This is a genomic window from Moorella naiadis (nom. illeg.) (genome assembly GCF_051020825.1).
Taxonomy (GTDB): domain Bacteria; phylum Bacillota; class DSM-521; order Neomoorellales; family Neomoorellaceae; genus Neomoorella; species Neomoorella naiadis.
In genome coordinates this window covers 36,886-52,360 of the sequence record NZ_JAXGFQ010000021.1, presented here as the reverse complement: position 1 = coordinate 52,360, position 15,475 = coordinate 36,886, and the positions used below count along the sequence as shown (strand labels likewise).

The 15,475-nt window shown below is 53.8% G+C and carries 17 protein-coding genes; all 17 read right to left on the bottom strand.

Translation table 11 applies throughout. The features are described 5' to 3' along the window. Positions 1-138: 138 nt before the first annotated feature. On the bottom strand, positions 139-882 hold the full coding sequence (locus SDD30_RS12765; RefSeq protein ID WP_434075308.1) for a FadR/GntR family transcriptional regulator: 744 nt from the start codon (positions 880-882) through the stop codon (positions 139-141). A 121-nt stretch (positions 883-1,003) separates the two neighbouring features. Next, positions 1,004-1,663: a cobalamin B12-binding domain-containing protein gene (locus SDD30_RS12760; protein WP_434075307.1), complete on the bottom strand. Its 660-nt coding sequence runs from the start codon at positions 1,661-1,663 to the stop codon at positions 1,004-1,006. 29 nt (positions 1,664-1,692) lie between these two features. Further along, positions 1,693-2,424 carry a GntR family transcriptional regulator gene (locus SDD30_RS12755; protein ID WP_434075306.1) on the bottom strand — a complete coding sequence of 244 codons (732 nt, stop codon included), beginning with the start codon at positions 2,422-2,424 and terminating at the stop codon, positions 1,693-1,695. Positions 2,425-2,427: 3 nt separating this feature from the next. Next, entirely contained in the window at positions 2,428-3,150 is a 723-nt protein-coding gene (locus SDD30_RS12750; protein ID WP_434075305.1) for a DUF1638 domain-containing protein, read from the bottom strand. A 230-nt stretch (positions 3,151-3,380) separates the two neighbouring features. After that, positions 3,381-4,697 (bottom strand): uroporphyrinogen decarboxylase family protein, encoded by a 1,317-nt coding sequence (locus SDD30_RS12745; protein WP_434075304.1) that lies wholly within the window; start codon positions 4,695-4,697, stop codon positions 3,381-3,383. Between the two features lie 150 nt (positions 4,698-4,847). Continuing rightward, positions 4,848-5,471, bottom strand: a complete 624-nt coding sequence (locus SDD30_RS12740) for a cobalamin B12-binding domain-containing protein (RefSeq protein WP_434075303.1) — start codon at positions 5,469-5,471, stop codon at positions 4,848-4,850. Positions 5,472-5,514: 43 nt separating this feature from the next. Beyond that, on the bottom strand, positions 5,515-5,688 hold the full coding sequence (locus SDD30_RS12735) for a hypothetical protein (protein ID WP_434075302.1): 174 nt from the start codon (positions 5,686-5,688) through the stop codon (positions 5,515-5,517). Between the two features lie 17 nt (positions 5,689-5,705). Next, positions 5,706-6,878, bottom strand: coding sequence for a uroporphyrinogen decarboxylase family protein (locus tag SDD30_RS12730; protein WP_434075301.1), 1,173 nt, complete (start codon positions 6,876-6,878; stop codon positions 5,706-5,708). A 150-nt stretch (positions 6,879-7,028) separates the two neighbouring features. Beyond that, complete coding sequence (locus tag SDD30_RS12725) at positions 7,029-7,826, bottom strand: dihydropteroate synthase (RefSeq protein WP_434075300.1); 798 nt, start codon at positions 7,824-7,826, stop codon at positions 7,029-7,031. A 102-nt stretch (positions 7,827-7,928) separates the two neighbouring features. Beyond that, complete coding sequence (locus tag SDD30_RS12720; protein ID WP_434075299.1) at positions 7,929-8,126, bottom strand: hypothetical protein; 198 nt, start codon at positions 8,124-8,126, stop codon at positions 7,929-7,931. Positions 8,127-8,252: 126 nt separating this feature from the next. Further along, entirely contained in the window at positions 8,253-9,731 is a 1,479-nt protein-coding gene (gene spoIVA, locus SDD30_RS12715) for a stage IV sporulation protein A (RefSeq protein WP_434075298.1), read from the bottom strand. A gap of 244 nt (positions 9,732-9,975) precedes the next feature. Further along, positions 9,976-10,980, bottom strand: coding sequence for an NAD(P)H-dependent glycerol-3-phosphate dehydrogenase (locus tag SDD30_RS12710; protein WP_434075309.1), 1,005 nt, complete (start codon positions 10,978-10,980; stop codon positions 9,976-9,978). 3 nt (positions 10,981-10,983) lie between these two features. Next, entirely contained in the window at positions 10,984-11,568 is a 585-nt protein-coding gene (gene plsY / locus SDD30_RS12705) for a glycerol-3-phosphate 1-O-acyltransferase PlsY (RefSeq protein WP_434075297.1), read from the bottom strand. Between the two features lie 21 nt (positions 11,569-11,589). After that, positions 11,590-12,906 (bottom strand): ribosome biogenesis GTPase Der, encoded by a 1,317-nt coding sequence (gene der / locus SDD30_RS12700; protein WP_434075296.1) that lies wholly within the window; start codon positions 12,904-12,906, stop codon positions 11,590-11,592. A gap of 153 nt (positions 12,907-13,059) precedes the next feature. Continuing rightward, positions 13,060-14,403 (bottom strand): DUF512 domain-containing protein, encoded by a 1,344-nt coding sequence (locus SDD30_RS12695; RefSeq protein WP_434075295.1) that lies wholly within the window; start codon positions 14,401-14,403, stop codon positions 13,060-13,062. 63 nt (positions 14,404-14,466) lie between these two features. Then, positions 14,467-14,976 (bottom strand): DUF3189 family protein, encoded by a 510-nt coding sequence (locus tag SDD30_RS12690; RefSeq protein WP_434075294.1) that lies wholly within the window; start codon positions 14,974-14,976, stop codon positions 14,467-14,469. A gap of 39 nt (positions 14,977-15,015) precedes the next feature. Next, positions 15,016-15,474, bottom strand: coding sequence for a DUF3189 family protein (locus SDD30_RS12685; RefSeq protein ID WP_434075293.1), 459 nt, complete (start codon positions 15,472-15,474; stop codon positions 15,016-15,018). Between the last annotated feature and the right edge of the window lies 1 nt (position 15,475).

Genomic DNA, 15,475 nt, shown 5'->3' with positions numbered 1-15,475 from the left:
TTCACCTCTCCATTTCTCCGAGGCTATTATCTCAGATTGGCTCGTGCCTGTCCAGTCCTATTTGCAATAAAATTTTTTGGCTACCTGTAATTAATCCAAGCGCCGCAAGGTCCTTTTTGTTAATGCGTCAGCACTGTTTTATGCTTTCCAGGCGGCAGCTACCTGCTTCTCGACGTCTTCCAGGTGATGCAACATGGCGATGGCAGCTGCCTCGGCGTCCCGGCGTAAGATGGCCTGGACAATTTCGTAGTGCTCATCCACCGAGCGTTCCCCCCGGCCGGGGATGGCCAGACTGCGGGAACGACTATCAGCCAGGAGATCCAGCATACTGTGCATCAACCTTACCAGGACGGCATTGCCGGTTGCCAGGGCCAGGTGGTAATGGAAGTTGCTGTCATGGCCAGCTAGGAGGGAAAGGCGCCCGCTCCGCAACCGCCCCAGCTGCTCCCTGGTGGTCGTAACCATAGAAGCCAGTTCCTGGATAGCGCTCTGGCTCCCCCTTTCGGCTACCCAACGGGCCGTCTGCGGCTCCAGAACTTTGCGCACCTCGAAGAGATCCAGGACGGTATCCTGGTTGACGGGCAGGTGGCTGGCAAAACGCTTTAAGTACTCATCCGGGTCCTGCTCGCTGATGAAGGCCCCCTGGCCGTGGCGGATGCTCACCAGGCCTTCGACTGCCAGCATCTTGAGGGCCTCCCGGACGGAAGTCCGGCTCACCCCCAGCATCTCGGCCAGCTCCCGTTCCGCCGGCAGGCGGTCGCCGGGGCTCATTTTACCCTCAAAGATGCTTTTTTTAATTTCATCTACCACCCGGTTATAGACACTCTTCGGGTTGCGGTTGATGGGTTGGAACAATTTCTCATCTGTCAGGTTATGGCGCAAAAGTACCTCTCCTACCCATGGACAAGTGGTCCTACCTCTTGTTTAATTCTATCATATCCGGCGATAAGATAAAAGGGTAGGACGGAATGTTTTAGAGAAATCCACCCAACTGGTTCATTTATTAGCTGTCGGCAAATTTTTTCCTGTCGTCTCCCCGCAACCAGCGGCTGCAGATGGCTACTCCCTCCCCGGCTTCCCGGACCCAGGCGTCGGCGCCAACGTACTGGCAGACACGTTCATTAACCAGGCCACCGATGAGAATATTTACCGGGGCCGTGCTTTTCACCAGGTGTATCAGGTGAACGGTGCGACGCATAGACTCAAAGGAAGAAGTCAACAGGGCCGAGAGGCCCAGAATCCGGGCACCAGTTTTCTGGAGTATTGTTAAAAAGACGTCCGGTGGTATATCTACTCCGGCATCATAGACCCGAAAACCTTCGCAACGCAGTAGGGAGATAGTAATATTTTTGCCGATGTCGTGGATATCCCCTTCAACTGTACCAAAGACAATATCTGCTTTGGCTGGTTCTTGCATATCAGCAAGGGGTGCTTTCAGATAAGGTTCGATAAGTTTCAAGGCTTCCTGGAAAATCTCCGCAGACATCACCAGATCGCTCAAAAAATACTCGCCGCGGGCGTAAAGCTCGCCAACTATATTCAATCCCCTACGACATTCTTCAACAATTGCCAGGGGTGCTTGCCCGACAGCAAGGCTGTGACTGACGAGTTCCAGTACCTTTTTTTCCTCCAATTTTCCCATAGCCTGGGCTAAAAGGCTCAAACTGTCCACCTCCAGACTTCTGGTATTAATTAGAAAACAGGCGGCTGGGAACTCAACTGGTACCTGTCACCGCGATATAGGCACCATCCCCATCCAACTGGCTTCTCCATATTATCAAAAAGGATTTGTTCCAGTAAAAAAGCCGGCGTTCCCGGAGCAACGCGCAGGGCCCGAGCTTCTTCTTCATTTAGAACCGTTGCCTGCAGGGTCATCTGACTGCTCACCGGCAGGACTTCGGCGTGTTTTTCCACCATTTGCAATAGTGCCTGGTATTGGAGTTCGTTCTCAAGGATCGGTCGGCCACGATCATAGCGCAGGTACTTACGATCGTAAGCCATTGGCTCGCCATCAGCCAGGAGGGAGCGGCGAATATACAGGACCTTCTCTCCTGCCGGCAACTGGAGTTTGGTTGCCGCCTTTTCAGGAGCTGATACCAATCTGGCCTCCATGAGGCGGACGCTGGAGCAAAAACCCCTGGCTGCCATCTCTGTATGAAACTCTTCCATGACAAAAACCGCTCGGTCGAGGCGAGGACGCGAGACAAAAGTACCCTTCCCCTGTTCACTGTAAATCAACCCGCCCCGGGCCAGTTGGCTCAGGCTGCGGCGTACCGTCATCCGGCTAAGGCCGTATTTTTCACTTAACTCCGCCTCTGAAGGGAGGTTATCGCCGGGACGATATTGACCCGATTTAATCTGCTGTTCAAGTATCTGCGCTAATTGATAATATGGCGGGACAAAGGAGTTTTTATCAATGACCATTTCTCATTTTTCACCTACCTCTAAGTTCCAGAAAGCTGTAGTAGAAATTTTTTGCCGTGGTTCTACTTTTAAAAAGTTATTATCCCAGGGACCCTGGGTCAACCTTTGCAGGTAAAGGCTGTTCCCCCGATATACATTAAAAGTTAACCCCAGGTTTACAGCTAATTGTCGAGCCATTGCCAGGGCCCCGGGGTTCAACGACATGGAAGAAGTAGCGTCAGGGTTAACTTGTAGTTCTGTCCCGGTTGAGCAGGTGCCCTGCCCGAAGTCTGTTTCGATAAAAACAAGATTTTGATAATGATTATAAAGCTGTTTCAAGATCCAGCGACCGCGCTCTTCTCCGTAGCGCTCCAGGCAACGCCGGTATTCACGGACTATATTTTCTTCCCCGGCCAACCATCCGGATGATAAAAAGTAGGTTCCCGCCGGCCACCCTCCCCTAGCAGCGACGGATCCTAAAAGCAAGGGAATGCAGTCATCAACCTTAGGAATGATAACGGGGCAGGGACCAGCATGCAGGCCGTCCAATGCCCCGCCGCAAAGCCCATAACCCAGGAGTATAATATCATAATCAACAGCAGCGTCAATAGCTTCCTGCAGGGCCTGCCGCAATCGCTCCGGAGAACGATGCAGGCCCTGATCGAGGAAAAGCAGCTCCTCACGACCGGTGGCTAGGGAACGTAGCTCCTCTTCCATGACCCGGCAGGCGATAATCAGACTGCGCAAAAAGTTGCCTCCTTACAAGATTTTTACAATGGGCGCTCCCTTCCCGGGCATATCTCATTTAATTGCGCCCCGCGAGGGACAATAGCGGTAATTAATTCCCTCAATCCGGCATCCTGGTATTGGCCGTCATCATTAGGATTATAAATCATCTACACTCCGGTTTAAGTATCAAGGAAGCGCAAAAACGGTAGGCCAACTGATGGCACGGGAAAATCGGCCGGGATAAGGGCTCAGGAGTAACTGCCGAATTCTTTGGCGGATTCTATTAACGCCCGCAGGTTCTCCGGCTTTATTTTTTCGATTACCGCTCCGGAGCCCAGTATAAAACCTCCGTCCTTACCGGCAGTTTTTATTAACTGCTTGCAGTATTCTTTTATTTCTTCCGGTGTTCCAAGGCTTAACAGGGTAATGGGCACATTGCCGGAGATACAGGCTATGTCACCCAGGATTTCTTTAGCCCTGACCATATCGGTGTCGTCAAACAGCCATACCGTTTTCCCCTGCGGTAGATCGCTAATGATTTCTAAACGGGAATTATAGCCGCCTTCGGCAAACAGGAAAGGCACCAGCCCTTCTTCAAATAAGCCCATAATAACTTTTTTTAACGTCGGCCAGTAAAACGTTCTGTATTGTTCATCTGACAGGAAGCCATCGGCACCTTTATGAAGAGGCATAAATACTAGCGGGTGGCCGGCGGCCCTGGCCGTGGCCACACCCATCCTAATGGCGAGGGGGGTTATGGTGTCAAGGGCCTCCAGCAGTTTCTCTGGTTGCCTGTACATATCCAGCATGATTCCACGGGTACCCCTGAGGGTGTCGCCGAGGATATCAAAGGGAGCCTTGCTAACCCCTCCTAGAAAGGCAGGAAACCCCTGCCCTTGAAGCGCCTGATCCACAATACGCAGCATATTGACCCAGCGGCGAACCTCATTCCCCGCAGCAAAAAGGGCTTTAAAAGCCTCCTGTACCTCGGTCAACCCGAAGGGCAGAAAACTGCCGCAGGTCATCACTATTTCTACGACGTCGGTGAGGGGGGCTAATTTCTCGAAGGGTTTAAGGGCGCCAAAGATGCGGGGAAGGTAAATCCTGACCCAAAAATCAGAAGGGTCTTGAATCAAAACATTATATTCATCGGTTTTCATATACTCAGCCTCAAGACACTGATAAGTTATTTCCGGAGGGGTACCGTGTCCCGGCCATTTGTATAATTTATAGTCGAGGATTTCAAAAAATCTACCTGGCGGATCCAGGAAGAGGCTTATATAGGCATCCGGTGCAAAATCCAGAACGTATTTTTTCCAGGCCGCTGCCGCCCTATCATAATCATACATTGCTTCCTTAACCGTCATTCCGTCGTAATAAGCAGGGAAAAAACCAGTAATTGGGCATACCGGCACTCGATCCGGCACCTTCTGTAACTGAATAGCGGCCTCTAGCCGGCTTACCCTTTCTCTATAAGCCTTTTCCGCTTCCGGGCTAACAAAATGGATGCCCTGGCCTGAAAGCCACGAAGCGAACATTTGCTCCTGCTTTTCTTCCGGCGTCACTATTTTCCCCCCTCCCGAAAAGCAAAGCTGTATAACAACATGTTACAATTAAATTTTATTTAAAGCAATGCCTGCTAATTTCCCTGTGAAAAAGAGGGGCCATGTTTCAGGCCCCATCCCTTATCACTGTCAACCTCCCATGCACAAACACTATGCTTTGAAAACTTCCGCCGCCACCTTAACTCCATCGGTGGCCGTGATAGCATAATAATCGGCTCCTACATGGTTCTTGACAGTTTCATCAATATAGTTACCTCCAATGACCACCCTGGTGTCCAGACCTGCACCCCGGATCGCTTCAATGGTTTCTTTCATCGCCTCCTGGCAACTGGTTAAGAGCACGCTCATGCCTACCAGGGGCGCCTTCGTTTCCTGTAGGGCTTCAATAAACTTCTCCTTCGGCACATCCACTCCCAGGTCGACCACTTTATACCCGGCCCCTTTTAGCAGCATGATGACAATATTCTTACCCAGGTCGTGGATATCTCCTTTCACTGTACCGACTACTATAGTTCCTTTGTGATCTCCACTCTCTCCGCCCAGGCGTGGTTCCAGGATATCCATAGCGCCTTTCATTATCTCGCCGGCCATAACTAATTCACTCAGGAAATACTCCCCCGACTCAAACCGGTTGCCTACTTCCATCATACCTTCCTGGAGTGTTTTGACAATCTCCAAGGGCGCGACTCCCCCTCCCAGGCGTTCTTTTACCTGCGTGAGTACCTGCTCTTCTTCTAATTCTGCCATTGCCTTTGATAAAGTATCTGCTAGCATAAATACCTCACTCCTACTTTAAATAGTTAAATATTACTGCTGGCTAGCGCTGTACCCAGTACCAGATAAAGGCATAGGCAAAGGCCTCGAGTTTCTCCCATTCTTTTTTAACAATTTCCTCATTACCGGGGATTTCCCCCACTTCGTCTATCTTAACCCTCCATGGCAAACAGGTACCGGCTTCCGGAACGAATGCTATTTGCCTTTTGTCCGCCATCGACTATCCCTCCTTTTTTAATAAACCCCGTATTCCCTTGCCGCTTCGAGCATTGCCATGATGTTTTCCCGCTTAGCATCACCCAGAACCACCCCGCCCGGCGCAAGGACAAAACCTCCGTCACAGGCCAGTTCGTCAATAGCCTGCTTGACACAATCCTTTACCTGTTGCGGCGTGCCATAAGTGAGGAGCGTGGTGGGAACACCGCCCCACAGGCAGAACCTTCCGCCGAGAATCTTCTTCGCTTTTTGGGCATCAGTATTATCAATGGCAAAGACGATACTTTTTTCGGGTAGCTCGGCTATCTTCTCCAGGTACGGCGTCCAGTCTCCTTCGGCGAAGAAGAAGGTCCTCTTTCCCTGCGCCCAGAGGCCCTCGATAACCGCTTTCCAGGACGGCCAGTAGAATTTTTCCCACTGTTCCATGCTCAGGAACGGGTACGACCCGCGATGTAGGGGGGCAAAACAGGGTAGGGATGTATCGCCTGCTGCAGTAATCCTGCCATAGGCGATGTTATGGGGTACAATCGCCGTGCAGGCGGCTAAAACCTTGTCGGGTCGCCGGCGAAGGTCCGACAAGATACCCTTTATCCCCCGCAAGGCATCCCCCAGGGTATCAAACGGGGCTTTGGTCATCCCCGTCCCACTGGGTACTACGCCATATTCTTTTGCCAGTTTTTCACCTTTTATAGCCGCGTTGGCATTGGCCATAGCAAATCCTGCGGCGCTCTTAATTAAGGCCACCGTAGCCCGGTATGACCCCGGTTCGGCAAACTCCTCGTTGATCCGGGGTAAAAATTTATTGGCCAGCCATGCGGTAGGATTGGCGATAAAATCATCATAGTCTTCGGCCTTCATATACTCTCCTTCTACATACTGGTAACCAACGTTTGCTTCCATTTGGAGGCCGGGAAACTTATAGTATTTGGAACCCATGGCATCATATATGGGCGGCCACCATAATATGAGGAAGCCAAACATTGTATCAAAATCAAGGTCTTTAACGATATCGCAGATAATTTCTGTTTCTTTATCGAAATTATAATACGTTTCTTGAATAGTGCTATCTGTATACCTAACTACCCAGTCGCCCAATGGAAAAACAACCGGAACCTTGTCAGGCTTGCCGCATTCCATAGCTATGGAGTAACGCTTTAACCGTTCCTGATAGAGCTTTTCCTTATTACTCATATACCCTTATTCCTCCTTTTGCTTATGTGATTCTTCAAATGATGCACTACATCAGGTCCCTCTTTCATTTCTTCTTACTCAACCGTACTACTCCACCCCCCTATAAATTTGAAAATCGTAGCTTACCTGTAGAATGGCTGAAGTATTACTTTAATCCTCTAACAAATCTTGGCGATACGCCTTTAAAAAGTTCTTCCCGAAACGGTCGTTACCCAGCAATAGATCGGCGGTGGTGACTGCGGTCATGATTTTCCGGTCCAGGGGGTCGAGAATGGCCGTGTCCATGCCGCTCGCCATACATATTGTCAGGAAGTATCGGTTGATGAGCTTCCTCTTCGGCATGTTATATGAAATATTGCTTAAACCGGATACCGTTTTCACTTTAAACAATCGTTTAATATCCATAAGGCACTGGAAAAACATCGCTGCATTGGTATGGTTAACAGCCAAAGGAAGAACCAGGGGGTCGATATACACCTTGTCCAAATCATAGTTCTCTTTCCTCAGGGTTTCTATCAAGCGCTCGGTTATCTTAAGTCTGTCTTCAGCGGTTTTCGGGATGCCGTTGTCGTCCACCGTCAGGCCGATTACCGGGCACTGGTATTCGAGCACAAGGGGCAGCACCTCCTCCAAGCGCTTTTTTTCCATGGAAATGGAGTTGATTATCACCTTGCTCTTATCGCCTTTGACGGTCTCCAGGCCCTTTTTTATTGCCTCCCCTTCTGTGCTATCAAGGCATAGGGGCACATTGGTTACCTCTTGCACTGTACACACCAGCCACTCCATATCAGCCACTTCGTTACACTGTGCCGTGTTCAAATCCAAGTAGTCAGCTCCTGCCGCCACTTGCCTGAGTGCCAGGTCCCGAATAGCCACGATATCTTTATCATTAATAATTTGACGTATACTTGGAATTGAGCTATTAAGCTTTTCGCCGATTATTAACATTTACTTTAACCCTCCAGCATTTTAATTCAAATAAAAGCTCCTTCTGCACCTTTGGTCTAAAATTTATGCCTTTCCCATCTACCCCTTGAGAAATATTTTTACTTAGCCTGTCTTCCTGTCTATACATATATTCGACGTTAGATAGACAATTCCTTCTAAATTACATGCTACTATTAAAATTTTTCTCTTCCTTAGTGTAGTCTTATCCTGCAAATAACGCGCCTTGCCTTTTTCACCCAATGCTGGTACCGCCTGGGCGGCATAGGCGGCTACTTTAATTTCCATAAAGACCAAAAGCAAAACCGAAGGCTAACCCCCAATACCCTTTTCTATAACTATACCCTTTGCAATACCTAATTTTAACCCCACAACAGATATTTCCTAAAAAAAATAATCCGGGGTTCGCACCCCGGCCGTTATTGTAACCTAAATTATGATGCAGATCAGCCCGCCGCCGCCGTCGTTGACGATGCGCTCCACCGTCTCCTGAAGCTTCACCTGGGCGTTTTCCGGCATGCGGTAGAGCTTGCTCTGGATGCCTTCCCGGACCAGGTCGCTCAGGGACTTGCCGAAGACGTTGGTCTGCCAGATTTTCTGGGGGTTATCCTCAAACTCTTCCATGATGTACTTGACCAGGTCCTCGCACTGCTTCTCGGTGCCGATAAGGGGCGTTACCTCGGTAGTGATGTCGGCACGGATGAAGTGGTAGGATGGCGCCGTAGCTTTGAGCCTCACGCCGGAGCGGCCGCCCTGCTTGATGAGTTCCGGCTCCGCCAGCTCCATCTCTTCTTCGGTGGGCGTCACCACGCCGTAGCCGGTGTTGCGGACCTCCTGGATACCGTAGGCGATTTTATCCCATTCTTTTTTAATGCCCGCCAGTTCCCGGATCCAGCGGACGATGTCCTGGTCACCGCTGATGTCCAGGCCGCTGAGCTCGCGCAGCACCCGGTGGAAAAGACCCTCCTGGGTACCCATATCAATGTGAGCCGTGCCGGTACCCAGGTCCATATCCTTCAGGGCAACGCGGGAAATATATTCGTTTTCGCCCAGCTTTTCAATGGCGTTGTTGATATCCCGCAGGCGCCGGACCTCGCCCACGGCCTCCCGGACGGCGTTCTCCAGCTGCTGCCGCAGCCAATGGTCGTTTTCTAATTCGTCTACCCAGCGGGGCAGGTTGACATTGACCTCGGCCACAGGGAATTCGTAGAGGGCCTCCTCCATGATATGGAGGATGTCGTCCTCCGTTAAGTTCAGGCAATTTACCGGCAGCACCGGCACGTCATAGGCTTCTTCCAGCTCACCGGCAAGGGCGATGGTCTCCTCGTCCAGGGGGTGCCGGGAATTGAGCAAAATAACGAAGGGTTTACTCAGCTCTTTGAGTTCCCAGACGACCCGTTCTTCGGCATCAATATAATCCTGGCGTGGTATCTCGGTAATACTGCCGTCAGTAGTTACCACGATGCCGATGGTGGCGTGATCGGTAATGACCTTGCGGGTCCCCGTCTCGGCGGCCTCCTGAAAGGGGACCGGGTTTTCAAACCAGGGGGTCCGCACCATCCGGGGTCCTTCGGCGTCCTCATAACCCTGGGCCCCTGGTACGGTGTAGCCGACACAATCCACCAGCCGCACCCGCATCTTCAGCCCCTCACGGACGGCGACCTCCACCGCTTCATTGGGAATAAACTTGGGTTCCGTAGTCATGATCAGGCGACCGGCGCCGCTCTGGGGCAATTCGTCCCTGGCCCGGTCCCGATCGTTGGGGTTCTTGATGTTCGGCAGCACTAGCTTCTCCATGAACTGCGTGATGAAGGTTGATTTGCCGCTGCGTACCGGCCCCATGACACCGAGATAAATATCGCCACCGGTACGTTCGGTTATGTCCCGGAAAATGTCCCGTTTTTCCACCCCGTATTCTCCCTCCCCAGACCTGAATTTTTCCGTCCGCATGGCTACTGGCATGTTTTAACAGTACATTTATATGAGTCAACCATAAAAATATAACCCGGAAAAAATTTTTTAGGACAACCCCTAGGATTAACCTAATTCCAGGGGTAGGCAGTTAGTGCTATCCTTCTGGTTAACCTCTTAAGAAAGAATCTATGCGGCTTGAACCATGAAAAGAACCCGCTAGGAGGGCGGGTTATTGGTTTTACCAGGCGCCTATTTCTACCTCGTGGGTCCGGGGGCGCTCCATCAGAGCGGCCACGCAGTCGCTGGCAGGTTTGCCTTGATAAAGGACCTGGTAAATTTCTTCGGTAATGGGCATGCGGATGTTATACTGGCGGGCCAGTTCCCGGGCTGCGGCCGTAGTCCGGACACCCTCCACCACCATGCCTACTGCCGCCAGGACTTCCTCCAGGGCCTGACCCTGCCCCAGGAGGATCCCGGCACGGCGGTTGCGGCTGTACATCGAGGTGCAGGTAACAATCAAATCGCCGATGCCGCTAAGGCCGGCGAAGGTCAGGATTTTGCCGCCCAGGGCCACCCCCAGGCGGGCGATCTCCGCCATCCCCCTGGTCATAAGGGCGGCGCGAGCATTATCTCCCAGCCCCAGGCCGTCGGCCATTCCCGTAGCCAGGGCAATGATGTTCTTCAAGGCCCCGCCGAACTCCACGCCGGTAATATCCGGGTTAGTGTAAACGCGAAAGGTAGGATCCATAAAAACGTCCTGGACGTACTCCGCTGTTTGCCGGTCGGCGGCAGCCACCACGACGGTGGTGGGCAGGCCGCGTCCCACTTCCTCGGCATGGCTGGGGCCGGATAAAACCACCACCCGGTCCAGGCCCTCTTCAGCCAGAACTGTAGATAAGCGTTTTTTCGTCTCCAGTTCCAGGCCCTTGGCCGTATTGACGATAATTACACCTGCAGGTAAGAGAGGTCGGAGTTCTTGGGCCATTAACCGGACGGCGTGGGAAGGAACGCTGAGGACGACGAGATCTACCTCCCTGATCGCCGCCGCCAGATCTGCTGTAAGCGTAATCGTTGCCGGCAGGACCACCTCCGGCAAATAGGCCCTGTTTTCCCTTAGTTTCTTTAATGCGGTCACTTGTTCCGGCCGCCGCGCCCAGAGATTAACCCGGAAACCTTTCCGCGCCAGCAGGACAGCCAGGGCCGTCCCCCAACTGCCGGCACCGACAACGGCAATTCGCTCCAGCACTTAGCTCCGCTCCCCCAGTTTATGTTCTGTCCCGGCCAGCAGGCGTTCAATATTGGGCCGGTGACGATATATTATCAGGGCTGCCCCGGCAAAGGTGAACAGGATATACGGCCAGGGACGGTGAAAGTATATGACCAGGAAGGGAGCAATAGCCGCGGCGACAATGGACCCCAGGGAAATATAACGGGAAAAGATTACTACCACTAGCCAGATTAAGAGGGCCCCCAGGGCCGCCAGGGGAGCCATGGCCAACAAGGCCCCGGCAGTGGTGGCTACGCCGCGACCTCCCTGAAAGTCCAAGAAAATGGACCAGTTGTGGCCGGCAATGGCCAGCATGGCCGTCAGGATGGCCAGCCCAGGACCGCCGAAGGCCTGGCCCAGCCATACAGCCACCACTCCTTTAAAGGCGTCCACCCCCAGGACCACCAGCCCGGGGATCGTGCCCATGGTTCGTAGGGTATTAGTAGCCCCGACATTACCGCTACCCCGCCGCCGGATATCAAAGCCGTAAATATAGCGCCCAACGACATAGGCAGTGGGAATGGACCCTACCAGGTAGGCCAGCACCAAGGCGAGCAACCACATACTTTCCCCTTCCTTTCCGCTTTAACGTTCCCTGCCACGCCGGAAGATTAAACGAACCGGTGTACCTGTAAAGCCAAAGGCCTGTCGCAACTGGTTTTCCAAGTAACGCTGGTAAGAGAAATGGACACCTTCGGGGCGGTTGGTAAAGAAGACAAAGGTCGGCGGTTTAACCTTCACCTGGGTGGCGTAATAGATCTTTACCTCCTGGCCTTTAACCGCGGGCGGTGGTGTCAGGAGTACTGCCTCCCGGACGACGGTGTTTAACGTCCCGGTGGCTATCCGCCGGCTGGCTGCCGCACCTACAGTATCGATAGTCGCCAGGACCTGGTTTACCCGCTGGCCAGTCAGGGCGGAGATAAATAACACTGGAGCATAGGACATAAAGATGAGTTCCTGCTGTACTGCCTCCCGGTAGCGGGCCATGGTTTTATCATCCCGGGGCACCAGGTCCCACTTGTTCACTATTATTATAGACGCCTTGCCCTGCTCATGACCATAACCGGCAATTTTTTTATCCTGTTCGGTAACACCCTCGGTGCCATCCAGGACGATCAGAACCACATCGGCTCGTTCCACGGCCCGCAGGGCCCGTAAAACGCTATAACGTTCTGTAGACACCGTAATCCGGCTCTTCCGGCGCATACCAGCAGTGTCAATAAGTATGTATTCCTTGTCTCCCCGGCGGATATAGGTGTCAATAGCGTCCCTGGTCGTGCCTGGCAGCTCGCTGACAATCACCCGTTCCTCTCCCAGGAGGTGGTTGACCAGGGATGATTTACCCACATTGGGTCGCCCGACTACGGCCACCTTCAGGGCTTCTCCCTCTTCCCCGGCGGGGGTTTCCGGTAAGAGCTCGATTACTTGATCCAGGAGATCGCCGATATTCATCCCGTGGGCCGCTGAAATAGGCAAGGGGTCCCCCAATCCCAGCCGGTAAAATTCGTGGGTTACGGCGGGGTCGCTGAAGTCTTCAACCTTGTTGGCCACCAAAAGCACCGGCCGGTCGGAGCGGCGTAACAGGGCGGCTATCTCTTCATCGTCGGCTGTTATCCCAGTGCGGCTGTCTACCAGGAAGATGATCACGTCGGCTTCTTTCAGGGCCTGTTCCGCCTGGCTCCTGACCCTGGCTACCAGGGGGTCGTCCAGGCGGGCGGCAATACCACCGGTGTCGACTAGGGTAAACTGGCGGCCGCACCATTCCGCGTCCCGGTACAGGCGGTCCCTTGTAACCCCGGGGGTATCTTCGACAATGGCCACCCGGCCGCCGGTGATGCGGTTAAACAGGGTCGATTTGCCGACATTGGGCCGGCCGACGATGGCGACTACAGGTTTGGGCATAATTTCCTCCGCAAATAGACTTCCACCATAAATGGATGTGATTTGCATTATCGCTGCAGGGCTGGCGGTACAGGCTCCAGGCTCCGTGGTTCTCGGCTAGCAAACTATGCGCTCAGCCTTCCTCGGCGGCAGGGGTGGCGGGACTCTGTCCTATTAGTTATCCCCATAGGGCTGAAAAAAGCTCTGTACCAGCCCCTCTCCTGTGGTCGGAACAACCCGGACGGCTAACCCTAACTGCCGGGCGAGATCTGCCGGCGTCAGATCATCCAGGAAAACCGGGGTATCGCTCTTGAGCATGACATCCGGCAGGATAATCTCACCATCCTTTTCCCGGGCCCAGGCAGCAGCTTCCGCCAGGCCGGTCTGGAGATCCCGGCCGGTGAGGAGACCGGCCACCGTTACCTCCGGCCCGAAGAAACGGTTGGGTATAGCGACTACCCTGGCCTCCAGGCCAGGGCTTTTTCGGGTAAGTCGTTGAACCAGTCCGGTCAGGAGGGGAGCAGCCAGGGTACCGGTGGCGACCACCACCCGGCGCGGCCGGGACGGCACCGGGCGGTTTTCTTTTAACGCTCCGGCGAATTCATCCAGGAAGAGGCGGGTGATACCAATACCGTTTTCCGTCTGGGGAAAGTCGTCATAATAACCGGCCGGGGGTACAGGTACCCCCGCCAGCAGGTAGAGTTCGTCGGCCCCATAGACCAGGCCCCGGCCGTGGCGCTGGCGGAAATCCGCCTGCCAGGCCGCGAGCCGGGCAATTATTTCCCCGGCCGCCGCCGGTCCCACCCGCCGCAAGGGGAATAACTTCTCCCGGCCGGAAGTCAAGCCTACCGGGACCACGGCAATGGACTGCACCGCCGGGAAGAGGCCACCCAGGTCCTCTACCGTCCGCGCTAGCTCCGGGCCGTCGTTAAGCCCCGGGCAAAGGACAATCTGGGTATGGACCTGGATGCCGGCCGCAGCCAGGCGCTGCAGCTGGTCCATAATGGGTCCGGCGCCTGGGTTACCCAGAATCCTTTGCCGTAACTCCGGGTTGGTGGTATGGACGGATACATAGAGGGGACTGAGATGCCAGCGCTCGATGTAATCCCAATCCTGGGGTTTTAAATTGGTCAGGGTGATAAAGTTACCGTGTAAAAAGGAGTAGCGATAGTCATCATCTTTGAGATAAAGGCCCCGGCGGAGACCGGCCGGCATTTGATCTACGAAGCAAAAGAGGCATTTGTTGGCGCAGTGCCGCAGGCCGTCAAAGGTGGGGTTGGCAAACTCCAACCCCAGATCCTCACCATAATCCTTTTCAAGGTCCAGGAGCCAGGTTTCACCATCAGCCTTCTTGATCTTTACCTGCAGGTTTTCATCAGCACAGAGATAATGGTAAGCAATAAGGTCAGGCACTGGCTCGCCGTTAATAGTCACTATTTCATCGCCGGGGGTGATCCCCAGTTCAGCAGCAATACTATCGGGTTGGACGGCAGTTATCACTGCCCGCGCCTCGGGCAAAAAACTCAGCTCCCTGCTGGTTCCATTGTTTCGCCCTAATTATCCAATATTTTACCCCGATCGTCAAGTTTTTACCTGCAACCGGGGCTTCAACCCGGCTGCAGGGACCGGTTGTTTTAGCCCCCCAGATAGGCACCCCTGGACCTCTTCTACTAGACCAGCCAGGGTCCGGTAGTCGCGCCTGAGACTCCAACATAATAGCCACCGGCTCGGGGTTGCCAGATGGCGGTAGCGCCGGCAGAAACCGCCCGCCCGCCACAAGAGGGAGACACGCCGGGAGACATCTAGCCACACTACCTCCCCTTGTTCCCGTCCCATAATGGCCAGGAAACTCGCCACCGCCAACCGGGCGGCTGCCCCGTCATTACCCACGGCGGCGGTATATACTGCTGTGCCGGTGCGATCTTGACCCAGGTAGCGCAGGCCTCCCCGCCCTTCCGGAGCATCAAAGTGGGGGAGTTTTTTTAACTGTTGCCAGTCCGGCAGTTGAGTGGGAGTAAGCCAACCCAGGTGCAGGGCGGCGGCGACGACGCCGGCATGGGTGCCGCTAAAGCAGGCGTAAATAACTATCATCGAGGGATCCTCCGAAAATGGATGTGGGAAGTTGGAATATTACCTCTGCCAGAGGAGGCGGTGGCGGTCGACAAATGCGACCAGCTGGAAATAGGCTATCCGGGTGCCCAGGATGACCAGGGGCCGCCCAGGAGTGGTCATTCCAAGGCGCCGGGAGGTGAAGCCCCCCAGGACCATTAACCGGTTGACGAAGGGGGAAGTGTTGAGAAGTAGCAACTCCCCCCGGGGTAGTCCCAGGGCTGCAGCCAGGTCGTAAAGGAGGGCTTCAAAACGGTCACCCAGGTTCTTTTTACCCACTGCGTAAACGTTATTACCGTAAGGGTCGCGGCCCATATATTTTAGTTCCCCTTCTTCTCCCCGGCTGCTGGCATCAAAATACGGCAGGGACATGAGTTCCGCTGCCGCAGGTAAACGGTCCCGGGGCAGCAGCCCCAGGTGGATGGCTGCTGCCGTTACCGAGGAGTGGGAACCGCCAAAGCAATGGTAGATAACCTGCATC